This is a genomic window from Variovorax flavidus (assembly GCF_030317145.1).
Classification (GTDB): domain Bacteria; phylum Pseudomonadota; class Gammaproteobacteria; order Burkholderiales; family Burkholderiaceae_C; genus Variovorax; species Variovorax flavidus.
Genome location: NZ_JASZYE010000001.1, coordinates 33978 through 48618 on the forward strand (window position 1 = coordinate 33978; position 14641 = coordinate 48618).

Annotated in this window: 16 protein-coding genes and 1 tRNA gene; 5 read left to right on the forward strand and 12 right to left on the reverse strand. The window is 64.2% G+C overall.

All coding sequences use genetic code 11. From position 1 onward, the window contains the following. Window positions 1-9 precede the first annotated feature (9 nt). A complete protein-coding gene (locus QTH90_RS00165; RefSeq protein WP_286662535.1) occupies window positions 10-909 on the forward strand; it encodes a DUF2950 domain-containing protein in 900 nt (299 codons plus the stop codon). A 134-nt stretch (window positions 910-1043) separates the two neighbouring features. Beyond that, window positions 1044-1397, forward strand: coding sequence for a hypothetical protein (locus tag QTH90_RS00170; protein WP_286662536.1), 354 nt, complete (start codon window positions 1044-1046; stop codon window positions 1395-1397). 21 nt (window positions 1398-1418) lie between these two features. On the opposite strand, the gene QTH90_RS00175 is transcribed toward QTH90_RS00170, so the two are convergent. Beyond that, window positions 1419-1820 (reverse strand): GreA/GreB family elongation factor, encoded by a 402-nt coding sequence (locus QTH90_RS00175; protein WP_286662537.1) that lies wholly within the window; start codon window positions 1818-1820, stop codon window positions 1419-1421. Window positions 1821-2807: 987 nt separating this feature from the next. Here QTH90_RS00175 and QTH90_RS00180 point away from each other — a divergent pair. Further along, window positions 2808-3719, forward strand: coding sequence for a class I SAM-dependent methyltransferase (locus tag QTH90_RS00180; protein WP_286662538.1), 912 nt, complete (start codon window positions 2808-2810; stop codon window positions 3717-3719). A gap of 95 nt (window positions 3720-3814) precedes the next feature. Here the strand turns inward: QTH90_RS00180 and QTH90_RS00185 are convergent, their stop codons facing one another. After that, the gene (locus QTH90_RS00185; protein WP_286662539.1) at window positions 3815-4030 is read right to left on the reverse strand and encodes a hypothetical protein; all 216 of its coding nucleotides are present in this window, start codon (window positions 4028-4030) and stop codon (window positions 3815-3817) included. 72 nt (window positions 4031-4102) lie between these two features. Here QTH90_RS00185 and QTH90_RS00190 point away from each other — a divergent pair, with 72 nt between their 5' ends. Beyond that, window positions 4103-4711, forward strand: coding sequence for a hypothetical protein (locus QTH90_RS00190; protein ID WP_286662540.1), 609 nt, complete (start codon window positions 4103-4105; stop codon window positions 4709-4711). 15 nt (window positions 4712-4726) lie between these two features. Here QTH90_RS00190 and QTH90_RS00195 read toward each other — a convergent pair whose 3' ends face one another. The 10 genes from QTH90_RS00195 to QTH90_RS00240 all read right to left on the reverse strand — a co-directional run bounded on the left by QTH90_RS00195 (window position 4727) and on the right by QTH90_RS00240 (window position 14028). After that, window positions 4727-5029 (reverse strand): hypothetical protein, encoded by a 303-nt coding sequence (locus QTH90_RS00195; RefSeq protein WP_286662541.1) that lies wholly within the window; start codon window positions 5027-5029, stop codon window positions 4727-4729. Next, a complete protein-coding gene (locus QTH90_RS00200; protein ID WP_286662542.1) occupies window positions 5002-5217 on the reverse strand; it encodes a hypothetical protein in 216 nt (71 codons plus the stop codon). Before QTH90_RS00200 ends, QTH90_RS00195 begins: the two co-directional genes overlap by 28 nt. A 5-nt stretch (window positions 5218-5222) precedes the next feature. Beyond that, on the reverse strand, window positions 5223-6326 hold the full coding sequence (locus QTH90_RS00205; RefSeq protein ID WP_286662543.1) for a hypothetical protein: 1104 nt from the start codon (window positions 6324-6326) through the stop codon (window positions 5223-5225). Continuing rightward, window positions 6323-6589 (reverse strand): hypothetical protein, encoded by a 267-nt coding sequence (locus QTH90_RS00210; protein ID WP_286662544.1) that lies wholly within the window; start codon window positions 6587-6589, stop codon window positions 6323-6325. The genes QTH90_RS00205 and QTH90_RS00210 overlap by 4 nt, the downstream gene beginning before the upstream one ends. Before the next feature lie 797 nt (window positions 6590-7386). Beyond that, entirely contained in the window at window positions 7387-8229 is an 843-nt protein-coding gene (locus QTH90_RS00215; RefSeq protein ID WP_286662545.1) for a radical SAM protein, read from the reverse strand. A 760-nt stretch (window positions 8230-8989) separates the two neighbouring features. Then, on the reverse strand, window positions 8990-10540 hold the full coding sequence (locus QTH90_RS00220) for an AAA family ATPase (protein WP_286662546.1): 1551 nt from the start codon (window positions 10538-10540) through the stop codon (window positions 8990-8992). Continuing rightward, complete coding sequence (locus QTH90_RS00225; protein ID WP_286662547.1) at window positions 10537-10791, reverse strand: hypothetical protein; 255 nt, start codon at window positions 10789-10791, stop codon at window positions 10537-10539. The genes QTH90_RS00220 and QTH90_RS00225 overlap by 4 nt, the downstream gene beginning before the upstream one ends. A gap of 732 nt (window positions 10792-11523) precedes the next feature. Further along, entirely contained in the window at window positions 11524-12870 is a 1347-nt protein-coding gene (locus QTH90_RS00230; RefSeq protein ID WP_286662548.1) for a tyrosine-type recombinase/integrase, read from the reverse strand. 114 nt (window positions 12871-12984) lie between these two features. Continuing rightward, window positions 12985-13058 (reverse strand) — tRNA-Gly (locus QTH90_RS00235). Between the two features lie 34 nt (window positions 13059-13092). Then, a complete protein-coding gene (locus QTH90_RS00240) occupies window positions 13093-14028 on the reverse strand; it encodes an SMP-30/gluconolactonase/LRE family protein (RefSeq protein WP_286662549.1) in 936 nt (311 codons plus the stop codon). Between the two features lie 70 nt (window positions 14029-14098). Between QTH90_RS00240 and thpR the strand changes: the two genes are divergently transcribed. After that, window positions 14099-14629 (forward strand): RNA 2',3'-cyclic phosphodiesterase, encoded by a 531-nt coding sequence (gene thpR / locus QTH90_RS00245; protein WP_286662550.1) that lies wholly within the window; start codon window positions 14099-14101, stop codon window positions 14627-14629. Window positions 14630-14641: the final 12 nt, after the last annotated feature.

Sequence of the window (14641 nt, forward strand, 5' to 3'; positions counted from 1 at the left end):
GTCCGGACGATGTCCTTCGCCACCATACCCCTCAAGATGCTTGCGGCCTCCGTGGTCGTAGCGCTGTCGCTCGCCTCGGGCGCTTCATTCGCGCAAAAGGCCTACCCCACACCCGATGCCGCGGCACAGGCTTTCGTCGATGCGCTGTCGCGCAGCGACGTCGAGGCATTGCGCGCCATCCTTGGACCCGATTGGCGGCGCTTCGTGCCGGAAGGCACCGTCGACCAGGAAGACGTCTACGAGTTTCTCGCCGCATGGGCGAAGCAGCACAAGGTCGTGCTCGAACGGCCGGACAAGGCCCTGCTGGCCGCCGGCCCCGGCGACTGGACATTGCCCGTGCCCATCGTGAAGACTGCCGCCGGCTGGCGCTTCGACCCGAAAGCCGGCGTCGACGCGATGCGCAGCCGTCGCATCGGGCGCAACGAACTCAATGCGATGCAGGCCGCACTGGCGTACTTCGACGCGCAGAAGGAATACGCGCAAAAAGATCGCGATGGCAACGGGGTGCTCGAGTACGCGCAGAAATTCGTGAGCTCACCCGGCAAGCACGACGGCTTGTACTGGCCCGACACCGCCGGACAGGACGAGAGTCCGCTCGGGCCGCTCTACGGCGGCCAGAGAGCCGGCGAGGGCTACCACGGCTATCACTTCAAGATTCTCAAAGGCCAAGGCAAGGACGCTCCGGGCGGGGCCTACGACTACGTGATCGGCAACCGCATGAGAGGCGGATTCGCCTTGATCGCCTGGCCGATCCACTATGGGGAGACCGGCGTGATGAGCTTCATGGTCAGCCACGACGGCACGCTCTACGAGAAGGACCTCGGCCCGGCCAGCGATGCCAGCGCGCGCGCGTTGACACGCTTCAACCCCGACCCGAGCTGGCGCAAGGTCGCCGTTCCCGGAAGCTGACCAGCGCCTGACTGTTGTTCGGGCGCCCCGCACGTAAGCTGTAGTCCTCTTGTCACACATGCGACAGAACGTAAACTAGTGCCACCGGACCGCAACGACGCCAAGTCCGTTCGCGTTCGGAAGAGGAGTACGCAATGCAACCAGTCCTGGAGATCCGCAAGCTCGGTGAGCGTTCCTATACCTACACCGTCCGCGCGCCTCGCTCGGCGGGTGAGGCGCCGCCGAAAGCTTGCTATGTGGATCTGGGACTCACCTCTTTCGCCGACTGCCTTCGCGACGCCGCGCAGGCGCTGACCTATTTTTCGCGTGTCTACATCCGCTATGAAGGCTTGTGCGTCGGCCAGCAGATGGTGATGCGCCTCGAAAGCCAGCCTGACGCGGTGGTGGGCGAATTGCTTGCGGACTACGCGCGCCAGACCGACGTGCCGCCGGCGCCCAAGCCGCTGCCGCTCCAGGCGCCGATCGCACGCGCAGCGGTCGCTTCGTGACGCCACGCCGGCGGGGCCGGCTCAGGTGGTGTAGTCGCCGCTGGCTTCCGGCTGGTAGTGAACTTCGGCCACCTGGGCGTTGAATTCCTCTCCGCTGGGCGTTCGCCATTGGGCTGTCGCGCCAATGCGCAATCCGAGCAGGCTCATGCCCACCGGCGAAAGCACGGAAACGGAGCCCGTGGCGGGCTCGGCGTCAGTGGGATAGCGGAGGGTCAGCTTCTGGCGCTGGCCCGAACGCGTGTCCACGATCGTGACTTGCGAGTTCATCGTGACGAAGTCCGGCGCGATCTCGCGCGAGGGCAGCACCTCGACCATGTCCAGCAACTCTTCGAGGTCCGGATGGGATTGGGCGGCGACCAGCTTGGCGAGGCGAACGTGATCCAGCTCGGTGAGCGTGCGATCGCCGTAGTTCTTTGCATGCATGAAAAGCACTCCTGTCGAAATCTGCGACCTGCCGCCATCTTCGGCGGTCGCCAACGCGCGAGAACTGGGGCCCGGCGATCGATGGTTGCGCTAAATGAAAGAAAGAGGGGATCGCCGGGCCAAGGAGTGTGCGGCCGGCTGGCCCAGTCCCAGCATGCCCACGCCATTGCCGAGCGAACGCGTGCGCGCGGGGCAGTTGATGAGGGTGGGGGCCAGGAGATGCATGCGCTCGATTGTAGGAGGCTGCATCAAGGTTCAGGAGATGGAGCGGGTGAAGGGAATCGAAACATGCGCAGAAACCCGCGTAAACAGTGGATTCCAGACAAATGGGGTGCGTATTGCGCCCCCAAAGACGCCCCCAAAAATGTTGAGGCGCGATGCGCGAACTTTTAGAAGTGGCGCGGTTTGGGGAGGCGCATGCCTTGCCGGAAAGCCGTTGTGAGCCGACTTCAGGCGCCGGGCGGGGTAGGTGAAGGGGTCAGCCTGGAAGCGGCAACGAGGGACTCTCAGAACAAGCTCGGCAGCGTCCAGATGAGCGCCGCCCACGCCAGAGCGACGAGCACGAATAGCACGACGATGATCCTGTTGAGCATCACTTCAGGATAGCCGCCCCAGCGGGGGTGGGCCGCCGCCGTCGGGGGGGCGGGGTCTTGACTGGGCCGCGAGCCTCGACCGGGGTTGGTATCGGCGTGCGCACCTCGACGGGTTGCGCCCTTTTTGAGCGCCGGCCGCGCGGCGGCGATTTGGGCCGCATTTTTGCCCTCGGCGGGGGTCAGGGTGGATCAGCGGGAAAGACCGCGCAGTGGGGCTGTATGTCGCTGTATGGCGGTCAGTTGGGGCGGAGTGAATGGGGCGGTGGCGGGCCGGCGAACGTTGCCGGCCACGAGTTCAATAGCCACATTTTCAAGAAGCGTCAAGCCATGTTCAGATCATTCGTGCGTCATAGCTTCTCTCTTAGGCTTTGAAAAGGAATGAGGAGAGAGAAAGATGACCAGCCCCGCACCTGCATTCGATGTCAGCAAATGGACGGCTTTTATTGGCGATCTTGTCGAGGCGGGCGGGCCAGGTCCGCAAGAAGGGGCGACGCTCATGGCCCATCTCGATGAAATTCGATCCGCCTGGCGTTGCGGCTTGATTGGGGCATCCGAAATGGGCGAACTACGCCAGGCATTCGGTGCGGCATTGAGCCCGGCCACCATGCAGGGTCGCAGCTTCCTCAAACGGCACGGCTACCCTGGTGACTTCGAGATCATCGATCAGATCTACCAGCAGGTTACCTCCGGCGATCCGTCCCTCCGTCGATGGGATGAGTTCTTTCATGCGCACGGCGCTGCAAAGGCAGTACGCAACCGCAAGGTTTACTTTGGCGCGGCCCTAGACGAGTTGTCGCGATCCGGCAACCGCGTAGATGTGCTCAACGTGGCGAGTGGGCCTTGCCGCGATCTCGCCGAGTTCTTTGAATCGCATCCTTCGGCAAACATCCACCTGACCTGTGTCGATCAAGACGCCAATGCAATTGCTCATGGACAAGAACTTTGCCGCCGTTGGCTCGATCGAGTCGAGTTTGTCCAGGCCAATGCTTTTCGCTTCCGAACCAATGCGCGCTTCGACTTGGTGTGGAGCGCCGGCCTCTTCGACTACTTCGACGACCGCCGCTTCGCGGTCCTCCTGTCGAAACTGCTCTCGCTAGCTCGCGAGGGAGGCGAAGTTGTCGTCGGAAACTTCAACGAGGGGAATCCATCCGCGGCCTATCAGGAGATCTGCGGCGACTGGCCACTGAACTACAGAAGTGCGGCGTCGCTACTTGATGTGGCCAGGGCATGCGGCGTGCCGGACGAAGCGATTCGAGTCGAGAGCGAACCGGAGCGGATAAATCTCTTTCTTCGCATTCGATGCTAGGCAGGTCAGCGCGCCAGGATGCGCTCGGCACCCGCGATCGCGTGCTCTGCCGTCCCGCGCTGGCGCTCGTCGGTCGACCGTTCATGAATTCAAAACTACTTGGCGGGGCAGGTGTTGATGCACACCTGGTAGGCATCAAAGCACGCCTGCAGCACCGCAGTCAGGAGGGCACTGGACACGCAACTCGAGTAGCGGGCTGAGCATTGCCTCACGCACTCGGGCTCGGCCTTGGATGTGTCGACCCGATCAATGCGGGAGGCGCAACCGTTGAGTGCGAGCGCGACGGCACAAAGGGCGGAGGCGAGCTTCATGGGGACTCCTTTGAGCGCTAGCTATTGCCGCACATTCTGACCCAGGATGCGGGAGAGCTAGCATCCGTGCCCATGCTGAACGTACCTCCCCTATGGCCCTCCGTCCTGACCCCGCCAGCTGAAGTGCCGGCGATCAAGGATCTCAAGGCCAATCTCTATGGCGTGGCAAGCAATGTTGAGGCTTGGGCATCAGCACTTCGCCTCTACGCATTCGCAAAGCAGAAGCACGTCGCAATGGATCGAAAGGATTTCTGGCAGTGGAGGTTCATCGCATGCCACGAATGCGGCCTCCAGCTGCACCACCTAAGAGAGCGGATGGAGAAGATCAAGGGATACAAGCTGGCGGCCTGTCCATCAATCGCCCCCTTCGTCAACAAAGGGGAGCTTCGCATAGCCACCACGCTGCTAGACAAGCAGTTCCCAAACATCGACCAGTTGAGACATGCGATCGCTCACGCCGGCGAGTTCGACACCCTTCCTGACGGTCATGTCCCTGCAGGCGACTTCGGGCTGGTGGGCTTTCGGGAGAACGACCGCTTCAGCGCGTACTTCGAGGGGGAATTGCGGACCTTGGGCATGACCGACGAAAGCCTCGCGCAAATCACGAAGATCGCTGCGCGCTACCTAGGCGCATTCGAGCCCGCCGCGAAGGCTCTCGAACTGCAAGGCCACCTCGAGTAGCGTGGCGCGCCGACATCAGCGCGCGAGGACTTGCTCGGCCCGCTGGACCGCGCGCTGCGCTCGCGCGCGCTTGCTCGCCGTCGAGTCTTCCCACATCCCGACGGCGTCCGCTTCGCGTTGGTGAATGGCATGCACCGCGCTTGCGAGCGCATGGATGCTTTCGTCGCGCTTGAGCAGCGCAGCGGCGACCGCATCGCCAATCGCATCGACGTGGGCAGCCGTGATGCCGACGGTGGCGCCGCGCGAGCGCGCAGCGGGCGTCGGGAGACTGCGGCCCATGTCGCGGTCAATCATCCCAGTGAGGTATTGCTGTGCCATACGCGGGTTCCTTTCTGCTGCGGCTTCGCAGCCGGCTTGGCCGTCTCTGCGGCTCGGCGCTGGACTTCCTTCGCCTCGGACTCCAGCACGCGCCTGGCGATCTGGCGAGCGCGCTGCTCGTGGCCGAGCATGACGGCGCGGGCCAGCTCCAGGCTGCGAAGGCGAACGCCGTGTAGTGCTCGCGGCATGTCGCTCACCACGCAACTCTGGTGAGCGTCTGCACGCTGCCCGCCGCTGCCGTCCAGTCCATCGGCCACACCGTGCGAAAGCCCACGGCGTTGGTCTGCCAGAGCGAGCGCACGGGCGCAGCTTCGGACAGGTCTTCGGCGACCGCCGCCGGATCGTCTTCCTCGTGCACGATGGCCTCGGCGGCTGCATCGAACTTCGGTGGATCCGCGGCGAAGGCCACGGCCGCGCAGTCGATCAGGAACACGGTGCCGGCCGGCACCGTGGGCTCGCCCACGATGGGGATGCGCAGGTAAGTATCGCGCGTCTGCACTTCGTTGAAGAGCTCGACCAGCGTGGCGGCGCTGCCGGCGTTCATCACCCAGCGCGTGGACGGCCCACCGAAGCCGCTGGCCAGCAGCTGGTCGTAGCGCTCGCGCAGGTCGTTGGCGATGGCTGCGGCATCGGTGCCTGTGCTCGCCGCGGTGTTGTCGCCAGTCGCCAGCGCAGCGAGGCCCGCAGGGCGCAAGGCGTCCGCTGGCGCGGCATCGAAGACCAGGCCGTCCAGCGTGCGCGAGGTGTCGGCGGCACTGCCGGTGCGGATGACTTCGGCGAGCACATCGTCGCCTGCGCCGTCCACCATCTCGCCGGTGCTCGTGGCGATCACCGCCATCGACTTCGGCTCCAGGCTCGTGCTGGCGAGCGTGAGCTTGCCGACGCGGATCGCGCTGCCTTCGAGGCGGAACGCCCCGGCCAGGCCCTTCGTCGTGCCCGCGACGCGCATCGGCACGCGCACCCGGCCGCGGCCTGCGAACTCGAAGCGCGTGAACGGCAGTTGCAGGGCCGCATTGCCCTGCTCGGCCAGCAGGTCAACGAGGGCCACGAGGCTGTCGTCGACCAGTGCGCCGGCCCACTCGGGCACGGTCGTCATCGCAGGCGACTGAGTGCCCCGCGAGACCTGCTCCAGCACCTTGAGCGTGGCTCGTTGGTCATGGTGCGAATCGAAGCGCGCGATGAATGCAGCACGCAGGCTCAGGCTGTGCACGGCTGCATCAAGCACGGCCGAGCCGGCGCGCAGCAGCCGTGCAACGGCGTGGCTCGGAACGCGCTCAGGCGCAAAGGCCGCGCTCACGATTGCACCTCGCAGGACTGCGCGCCAAGGCCCGACATCATGGACGAGCGCGACGTCGTGCAGGTGCACTCGGCGCTCAGGCGCTGGCGCAGCAGCGCGCCCAGGGAACCCGGCGCGGGTGCGCGCGCCTCTCCTCTCTCGGGCAGTGCGGTGAGCTTGTGGCGCAAGAGTGCGCCGAGGCTTGCGTGCCTTGCATAGCTCGCGGTCAGGGGTTGGGGGGTTGCGCGCACGAGCGCAAAGACTGGCGTATCAGCACAGAGCATGGCATCTCCTCGGGTTAAGCCTGGCCGGATTTACGACACCGAGGAGGGAGCAACCGTTGCCAAGGGGGCAAGGCAAAGCGTAGTCGCGATGAGCCAAAAGTCAAAGCAACGATGCGCGGTCTGCCGCGTCATGCCGGTCTTGTCGAGGGCCTGCGCATAGGGCGAAACGGGAATCGTGTCCGGCGATGCGACACGATTCCCGCGCCGTCCGTTCGGGCCCGCAGTCTGCGGCGTAGCTCGCGCGTTCGGCGTCGGTACCCGTGTCACATCGTTGGACATGGGTTGGCGTAAGGGGACTGAGGCTGCGTCACATCGTTGGACGTAGCCTGATGCTGATTGCGCCCGCTTCGGGTTTGGTGCCACGGCCGATCGGTCCAATCTTGGACACATCTCGTTGGCGGGACCGACGGTCCAAGATGCGTATGCGCAAAGCGCAGCGCTCAGCGCCTTCTCGGCGAGGTGTGGAACAAGGCCCGTTGCAACTGCTGTGCCTCAGAGCCAAGCGAACCGGCCCGCTGCTGCTCGGGATCGACCCCGCGGTGCCGGCCTGCCTTCTCCTCGCGCGGGCGCTGGTCTCGCGCGCCTGGCGGTGGCCGGTTGCGGGTCGTCGAGCTGCTCATGGCCGGGCATTCTCGCGCGCGCCCACGCGGCGCACAAATTGGCGCGCGTGCGTGCGCATCGGTGAGTTGTCTCGCGACCTGGACAAGGCTCCGAGTGGGCGTGCTGCCGTTTCACTTCCCACCAATGGGAGGTCAAAGGCCGAAGCGCTGGCCGACGCGCGCCACCACCAGCACCGCTCAATGGTGCTGCGGCACGCGCAGCGGGTTCACATAGCCCTCCGGCAGATAGGCTTGCAGGTCCTGCTTGATGTACGTCGCCACGCCGAGTCGCTGGCACTGCTCGATCATGCGATGGGTGTAGCTTTGCCAATCGGTCGTTCGGGTCATCGGCAAGTAGTTGACGCGGCCTATCTTGAACAGGTCGACGAACTCGTGCGTGGCCCGCACGATCGCGAGCGAGGCCTCGACGTCGATCGTCGGCTCCAGCGAGACCCAGGTGAAGATCCCGGCGTCGTGAAAGCGGCGCAGGGCCTCGATGCGATCGGCCGGCAGCGCCGCGCCTCGTTCCCATTTCAACGAGAAGGCATCGTCCAGGCTTGTGAGCGTGGCCGCGTAGGCATCGCGCTCGGGCCGGAACAGATCGAGGTCCCGAAGCGCACGGGTACCGCCCTTACTCAAGGTGCAGAAGCCCAGGCCGTGATCGCGCAGCACTTCGAGCGTGCTTCGCGTGGCCGAAGTGTCCCCGGGGTGGTACGGGTCCGAAGTAAAGCTCAGCATCACCTGCCCGCGATTGCCAGCGGCCTTATATCGCTTCGCATCGTTGCGCAGCTTCTGCAGGTAGCCCGGACGATCCACGGCGCCGGCATCGAACTCGGCGCGCGGCATGCGAAGCACCTTCGGCACATAGCAGTACGCACACCCATGGCCGCAGCCTCGATACGGGTTCGTGGCCAAAGGTGCGTATTCCCCGGCCTGGCCGGCCGGTGCGTAGATCGTTGTGCAGCCGGTGATGGCGTGGGCCGCGCCGTCGTCGACCTGGTCGTCTGCGTCCAATTCAATAATTGCAATTTGCCTGTTCATTTAATTCGCCAATTCAATTCAGTTGCCGCCATTTGCGGCAATTCAATTTTAATTCAATGGGCTTTTAATTCGGTGGCGACCCGCAATTCAATTCAATGCGCAATTCGGATGAATTGCAAAGGTCAGGTTTGCTCATGGGAGTTGCTCATGTTTCCAACGAGTTTGAGTCCCTGCGGCGTTTCGCCTTCGTGCGGCATCGGTCGCTGCAGTAGATCCGCGTCGAGCGCTTTCGAGGAACGACTCCTCCACACATTGGGCAATGGACCGCCAGGCTCGGGAGCTTGCGCGCTCTTTGTCGCTGCCGTCGCTCGCGCTGCTGATCAGCAAGCAGCTTGCGATCGCATGCCTGGCACCGTCGGGCGAACCCCTTCGAGTGACGGATGGCCCCTGCGGGTCGTGCGAATTCCTTTCCGCAACGGGCACATGGCACCACGTAGACAAGAAGTGGTCGGCCACCCCAGCCCGTCACGACTTTCGCCGTGTCCCAATGATCGGTTTCCCACCGGCGCTCGCGATTGGTAATCACGATCTGCAACCACCTGCGGCCGTCTCGCAGATCGATAGTCACGGTAGCTGAATTCATCCTTTTCTGTACCCTTCTAGTTAGCGTGACACGAGGGGCCGTGTTGCCGTGGCGCTTGTGCGTTGTGCGTGTGTGCGTCCCCTATAGGGGGACGCACGCACACGCACAACAACGCAAGCATGTGCGCAGGCGAACGAAGCTCTGTGCGCACAACGGTTTGAATGACGCACAAAACGTTCACTCCACCTCTGAAGAAATGGCGACCATGCCCGCCGCACAATGTGCAGCACCGGCTTTTTCAAGTTGGGCGAGCGCGCGGTAGACGGTGCTGTGGTCATACCGGCCCTTGAAGTGGATGACGACCTCCGATTTGCGTATCCCGACCCGACGCGCGCGCAGGAATTCGGCCACGGCACCGGCGCTCTCCGACATCGTCTTATGGCCGTTCTTCTTGGCCGGCGCATCGATGGCCTCGACTGTGCACGCGGTGATCGGTTTGCCCGACGGTCGCTGCGCCAGCGTCATCGGATCCAACCGAAAGCCTATGCGTAGCCCCTTGCTATCCAGGTCGCGCTGCTTGGTCGCCTCGATCACCCGTTCGCCCGTGGCGTCGTTCGAGGTCACCTCCATCTCGGTGTCGCAGGCTGCGCGCAGGCCTGACCATCCGCGCATTCCCCTGGCGGCATCCTTGCCGCAGTGGTGCACCAGCAGGAAGTGCGTGCCGCTCGCCTGGCGGATCGCGTCGATGTGCTTGAGCACCACGCCCATGTCCTGGCCAAGGTTCTCGTTCGCTCCTGCGGACAGCCGGGCCAACGTGTCGCCCACCACCAGCACGCACTTCACGCCGAGCTTGCGCTCGGCCTGCTCGATCTCCGCGACAACTGCGGCCGCGTCCGCTTCGCTGTCGTAGAAGTTGATTGGCGACTTGACGATGGCGAGGCGATGCATGCCGTCGCTGCCGTGCCTGCGAACCCAAGCCTGCATACGGCGGCGAACGCTGCGCGGTGCCTCTGCTGCAAGGTACACCACAAGGCCACATTGAACGGCCCGGCCCATCCAGGGCCGGCCGCTCGCAACATGCGCAGCGATGTCGATGGCCGCGTAGCTCTTGCCGCTGTTGCTCTCTCCGTAGAGAACCGACAGCGCTCCGCACGCGAGCAACCCTTCGATCAGTTCGTCCTCTACTTCGATGTCTTCGCCCAGTTCATGCGCCCACTCCATCTGCAAGCCAGCAGTGCCATCTCGCAACTTCTCGAAGAGGCTGCAGGCAAGCTCGCCGGCGTCGCGCAGCGCGAAGGGGTCGGAGCGAAACGCCGCCTGCGTCGCACCATCGAGGATGCCGATCAACTCGCGCTGCCTCGCGCGGTCGACCACGATGCGCGCATAGGCCTCGGTGTTGTTCGCGCTGGGCACGTACTGCGCGAGCTGATTGAGGTAGTCCATGCCGCCCACCTCATGCAACTTGTCCTGCTGCTGCAACTCGGCGATCACGGTCACGGTGTCAGCCGCCTTGCGCAAATGCTGCAGCCGCGCGATCGCGCCGAAGATGATCTTGTGCTCGTGTCGACTGAAGTGGTCGGCCTGCAATGGCGTGGACTGCACGATGGGCCACGCCGTCGCTGCATTCAGCAGCAAGGCACCGAGCACTGCTGACTCGGCCTCGATGCTGTGCGGCGGGATGCGCAGGCCGTCTGGTGACTCTTCCTCCGTGTCCTGGCCGTTGGGCATCGGCATCGGCATCGGGCCGTTGCCGGATCGGGGCTCTGATCGCGGCCTGGCGCGTGTCACGTCGTGGCTCCGGTGCCGCGGTTCGCGCTGTCGAGGATCTGACGCAGGCACGCCTTGAGCGCGGAGATCTCACCCGCCATCAACTGACGGTGCGCGGCCACCGAGCGCAGGTCCACGACGCGGGTGGCGAGTTGGCAAGCGAACGAGCAGCGAACAAGCGACACGCGACTGCTGTGTGCTCGCAGCTCCGCGAGCAGCCAGAGCGCGTCGGCCTTGTACTTCTCCTCTGGAGGATGGAAAGCAGTTGCCATGTGCGGAGATCTCCATGCATGGCCGGAGCTTGGTTGCGGATGTCAGGTTCAGCGCCTACGATGGGCGCCGTCCTTTCTGAATTGAACCTGCGGCCGGTCCCAAGCGACCGGCCGATTTTTTTATGCGTTCGCTGTCTGGTCCGTCTTGCGCGGCCGGCCTCTTGGTCGCGATGTCGGTGCGACAGGCGGGGCGGGCGGACGAGGTTCAACAACTCGCGATTGCCAACTCGCGCGCGTCGCGGCTTTCGCGGGATCTGCGCGCCGCTGCAGGTATTCGCGTACGTCCTGCGAGCGCCACCGTCGCTCGCGGTTGTCGCTGGTCACTGGAGGGGGCAAGACCCCGGACCTCAGCTTGCGGTCGATGGTGGGCAGCGAATCGCCGATCAGCAGTTGCAAAGTCCGCGCGGTGAGCAGTGCGTTGTCGACGTTGAGAACGTCGAGCGGCTGCACGAGAGGGGGTTTGCGAAAGGCAGGGCCGCCCGGCGTCGGGACAGGGCGGGCTTTGGCGCGAGTAGGGCTTTGAGGGGTCATGGAGCTGCATTGAAAACTCATGGGAGCCAATGCGAAAGGCGCCACGATTTGGCCCGCGCTTTCCACGTGATTCGCTGTGTCCGGTGCAGTCCATTGGAGTCATGTTCTGTCCACTGAACATGAAAGCGGGCGCAGTTACCGTTTAAAACAAATCAGCGGCCGACGAGGGCCGCTGATTCGTGATGACGCGAGTTGACGGGGCTATGCGGCGCGGCCAGCGAGCCGCACAACCTTGGCGGTCGCCTTCTTCGCGGGCATGGTGACGAAGCCATCCAGGAAGTCGCCCCAGGCCTGCATCGCCTCTTTGCGTTGACGAGTCCACGTCGTGCGGTCGTACGCGCTGCCGAGCGGGCCGGGCTTGCCGTGCCCGAGCAACTCTTCGAGCACGGACTCGGGTATGTCGTGGTGCTCGGCGAGGACGGTGCGCGCCATGGCCCGGAAGCCGTGCGCGGTCATCTCTTCCTTGGAATAGCCAAGCCGACGCAACGCGCTGTTCACGGTGCCATCGCTCATCGGCCGCTCGCCGGTGCGCTCGCTTGGAAAAACGTACTTGCCACCACCGCTCAGGTTCTTGAGGCGTTGCAGGCAGTCGACCGCCTGCGACGAGAGCGGCACCTCGTGCGGCTTGCCCTGCACCTTGGCACGCAGAGTTCGCTTCATCTCTGCTGAGGGGATCACGATGACGTGCTTACTGAACGACACCCAGTCCCATTGCAGGCCGCGCAGGTTGCCGGGCCGCTGGAACAACAATGCCGACAACCAAAGCGCCTCGCGCGTAATGCTGCGCCCGTGATAAGCGTGCACTGCGCGAATCAGCTCGGGCAATTTCTCGACGTCAGTCACTGCGCCATAGCTGCGCTGTATCGGAGCACGGATGGCGCCTCGCAAGTCGATCGACACATCACGCTCGGCGCGGCCGGTCTGCACTGCATATCGCAGCGTCTGCGAAGCGTACTGCCGAAGGCTCGTGGCGGTTTCGTGCTTGCCCTGCTGCTCCACGACGCGCAACGGCGCAAGCAGGATCGGCGCTGTGATCTGCGTGACGGGCAGCGAGCCGATGCGCGCGAAAAGATGACGCTCCTGCATCGCGAGCCACTTCTCACGGTGGGCGTCCTGCCAGGTCAACGGGTTGAGCTGGTGCAGTTCGCGTGCGATGGCTTCATACGTGTTGGCGGCCGCGGTCTGGTTGCTGGCCACGACCACGCGTTGCTGCTGCTGAGGGTCCCGGCCTGCCCGCAGATGCGCCTTGGCTTCATCCCGAGCCGTGCGCGCTGCGGGTAGTGCGATGGCTGGAAAAGGGCCGATGCCCATGCGCCGCTCGGCGCCGTTGTGGCGGTACTTCAAATACCAGTAGCGGCTGCCAGAGCGAGCTACTTCCAGGTACAGGCCGCCGCCGTCGAAGGCTTTCGAGCCGGGCGCCGCGTTCTTGCAATCCTGGACGGTGAGGGGAGTGACTGTCTTTGGCATGTCGGGCTTTGGGAAGGCGCCCGAAGTTTTGGGGAGAAGCTTTGAGGATTTTGGGGATAACGCCCCCTTGTACGCCCCCAAAAAATCAGATGCCTCCTGAAAATCAATGATTGGTGATGAGGCACCATTTTAGCTGTTTTACCAATGAAAAAGGCCTCTAACTGAGGCCTGTTGAAATGTCATGAAAATGTGATTTGGAGCGGGTGAAGGGAATCGAACCCTCGTATGAAGCTTGGGAAGCTGCCGTTCTACCATTGAACTACACCCGCAGACCGGCGCGAATTCTACAGCGGGCGTGAGTCCTCAGAGAGCCGGAGGCCGCGCCGCGCCGCGCGCGTTCAAGTACACCGAATACAGCGAGGTCGTCGCGCAGATGAACAGCCGGTTGAGCTTCGGTCCCCCGAAGCACACATTGGCCACCACCTCCGGCACCCGGATCTTCCCGATCAGCTTTCCATCGGGCGCATGGCAATGCACGCCGTCGCCGGCGCTCGTCCACAGATTGCCTTTCGTGTCGATGCGGAAACCGTCGAACAAGCCGCTGCCGCATTCCGCGAAGACTTCGCCGCCCGACAAGCTGCGCCCATCGGCTCCGACGCGAAAGCGCCGGATGTGCCGGGGACCGTCGTGCACGTGCGTGGCCCCGGTGTCGGATACATACAGCAAGCTCTCGTCCGGTGAAAACGCAAGCCCGTTGGGCTGCACGAACCCATCGGCGACTTTGCCGACCGCGCCCGACTCCGCATCGATGCGGTACACGCATTGGCTCCCGATCTCGTTCGGCGCCGCGTCTCCTTCGTAGTCGCTGTCGATCCCATAGCTCGGATCGGAGAACCAGATGCTCCCATCCGACTTGACGACAACGTCGTTCGGCGAGTTGAGGCGCTTGCCCTCGAAGTGCGAAGCAAGCACGGTGCGCGTGCCGTCATGTTCGATGCGCGACACACATCGCCCTCGGTGCTCGCAGGACACCAGCCTGCCTTGCAGGTCGACCGTGTGGCCGTTGGTGTTCAGTGCCGGTTGCCGGAACACCGACACCGAGCCATCGGTCTCGTCCCAACGCAGCATGCGGTCGTTCGGGATGTCGGACCACACCAGGTAGCGGCCGGCCGCGAACCATGCCGGCCCCTCGGCCCAGCGGCAGCCGGTGTAGAGCTTCTCGATATGGACGTTGGCGAAGACCAACTGGCGAAAGCGCGGGTCGAGTGATTCGAAGCTGGGCGCGAGGTCGGTCACCATCGTTGCTCCTGTGGTTTCATCGTCATCGATTCGTTGCGAATGGCGGCACGATCATCTTACAAACAGCGTGATGACATCCGAACCTGCGCCGACCCGGCGCCTCTTCATCGGCCTGTTCCCTGATCCGGGCGTACAGGCCGCCATCGATGCGCACCGCAGCACCTGGTGGTGGCCGCGCGGCGTGCGAATGATCGTGCCTGCGCGCATCCACATGACGCTGCACTTTCTCGGCGAGGTTGCGGCGGCGCAGCAAGCCGCGTTGCAGCAAGGGCTCGCCGAAGTGCCGATGCACGCGTTGACGCTGGTGCTGCGAACGCCGGAGGTGTGGCGCAATCCCGTTGCGGTGCTGCGACCGGATGAGCACGAAGGGCTGTGCGTATTGCATGAGCGCCTGAAGCAGCCGCTCATCCACGCGGGCCTCGTGCCGGAGCGCGTGCGCTGGACCCCGCATCTCACCATCGCCCGCAAATGCCTGGGCGCGGTGCCGCCGAACGAGATGTCGCCGATTCCCTGGCAGGTGAGCGACTTCGTGCTGGTCTGCTCGCACATGGCGCCGCCTGCCCACTACGAGATCCTCGCGCGCCATTCCGTGCGTCATTAACGACGGCATTTG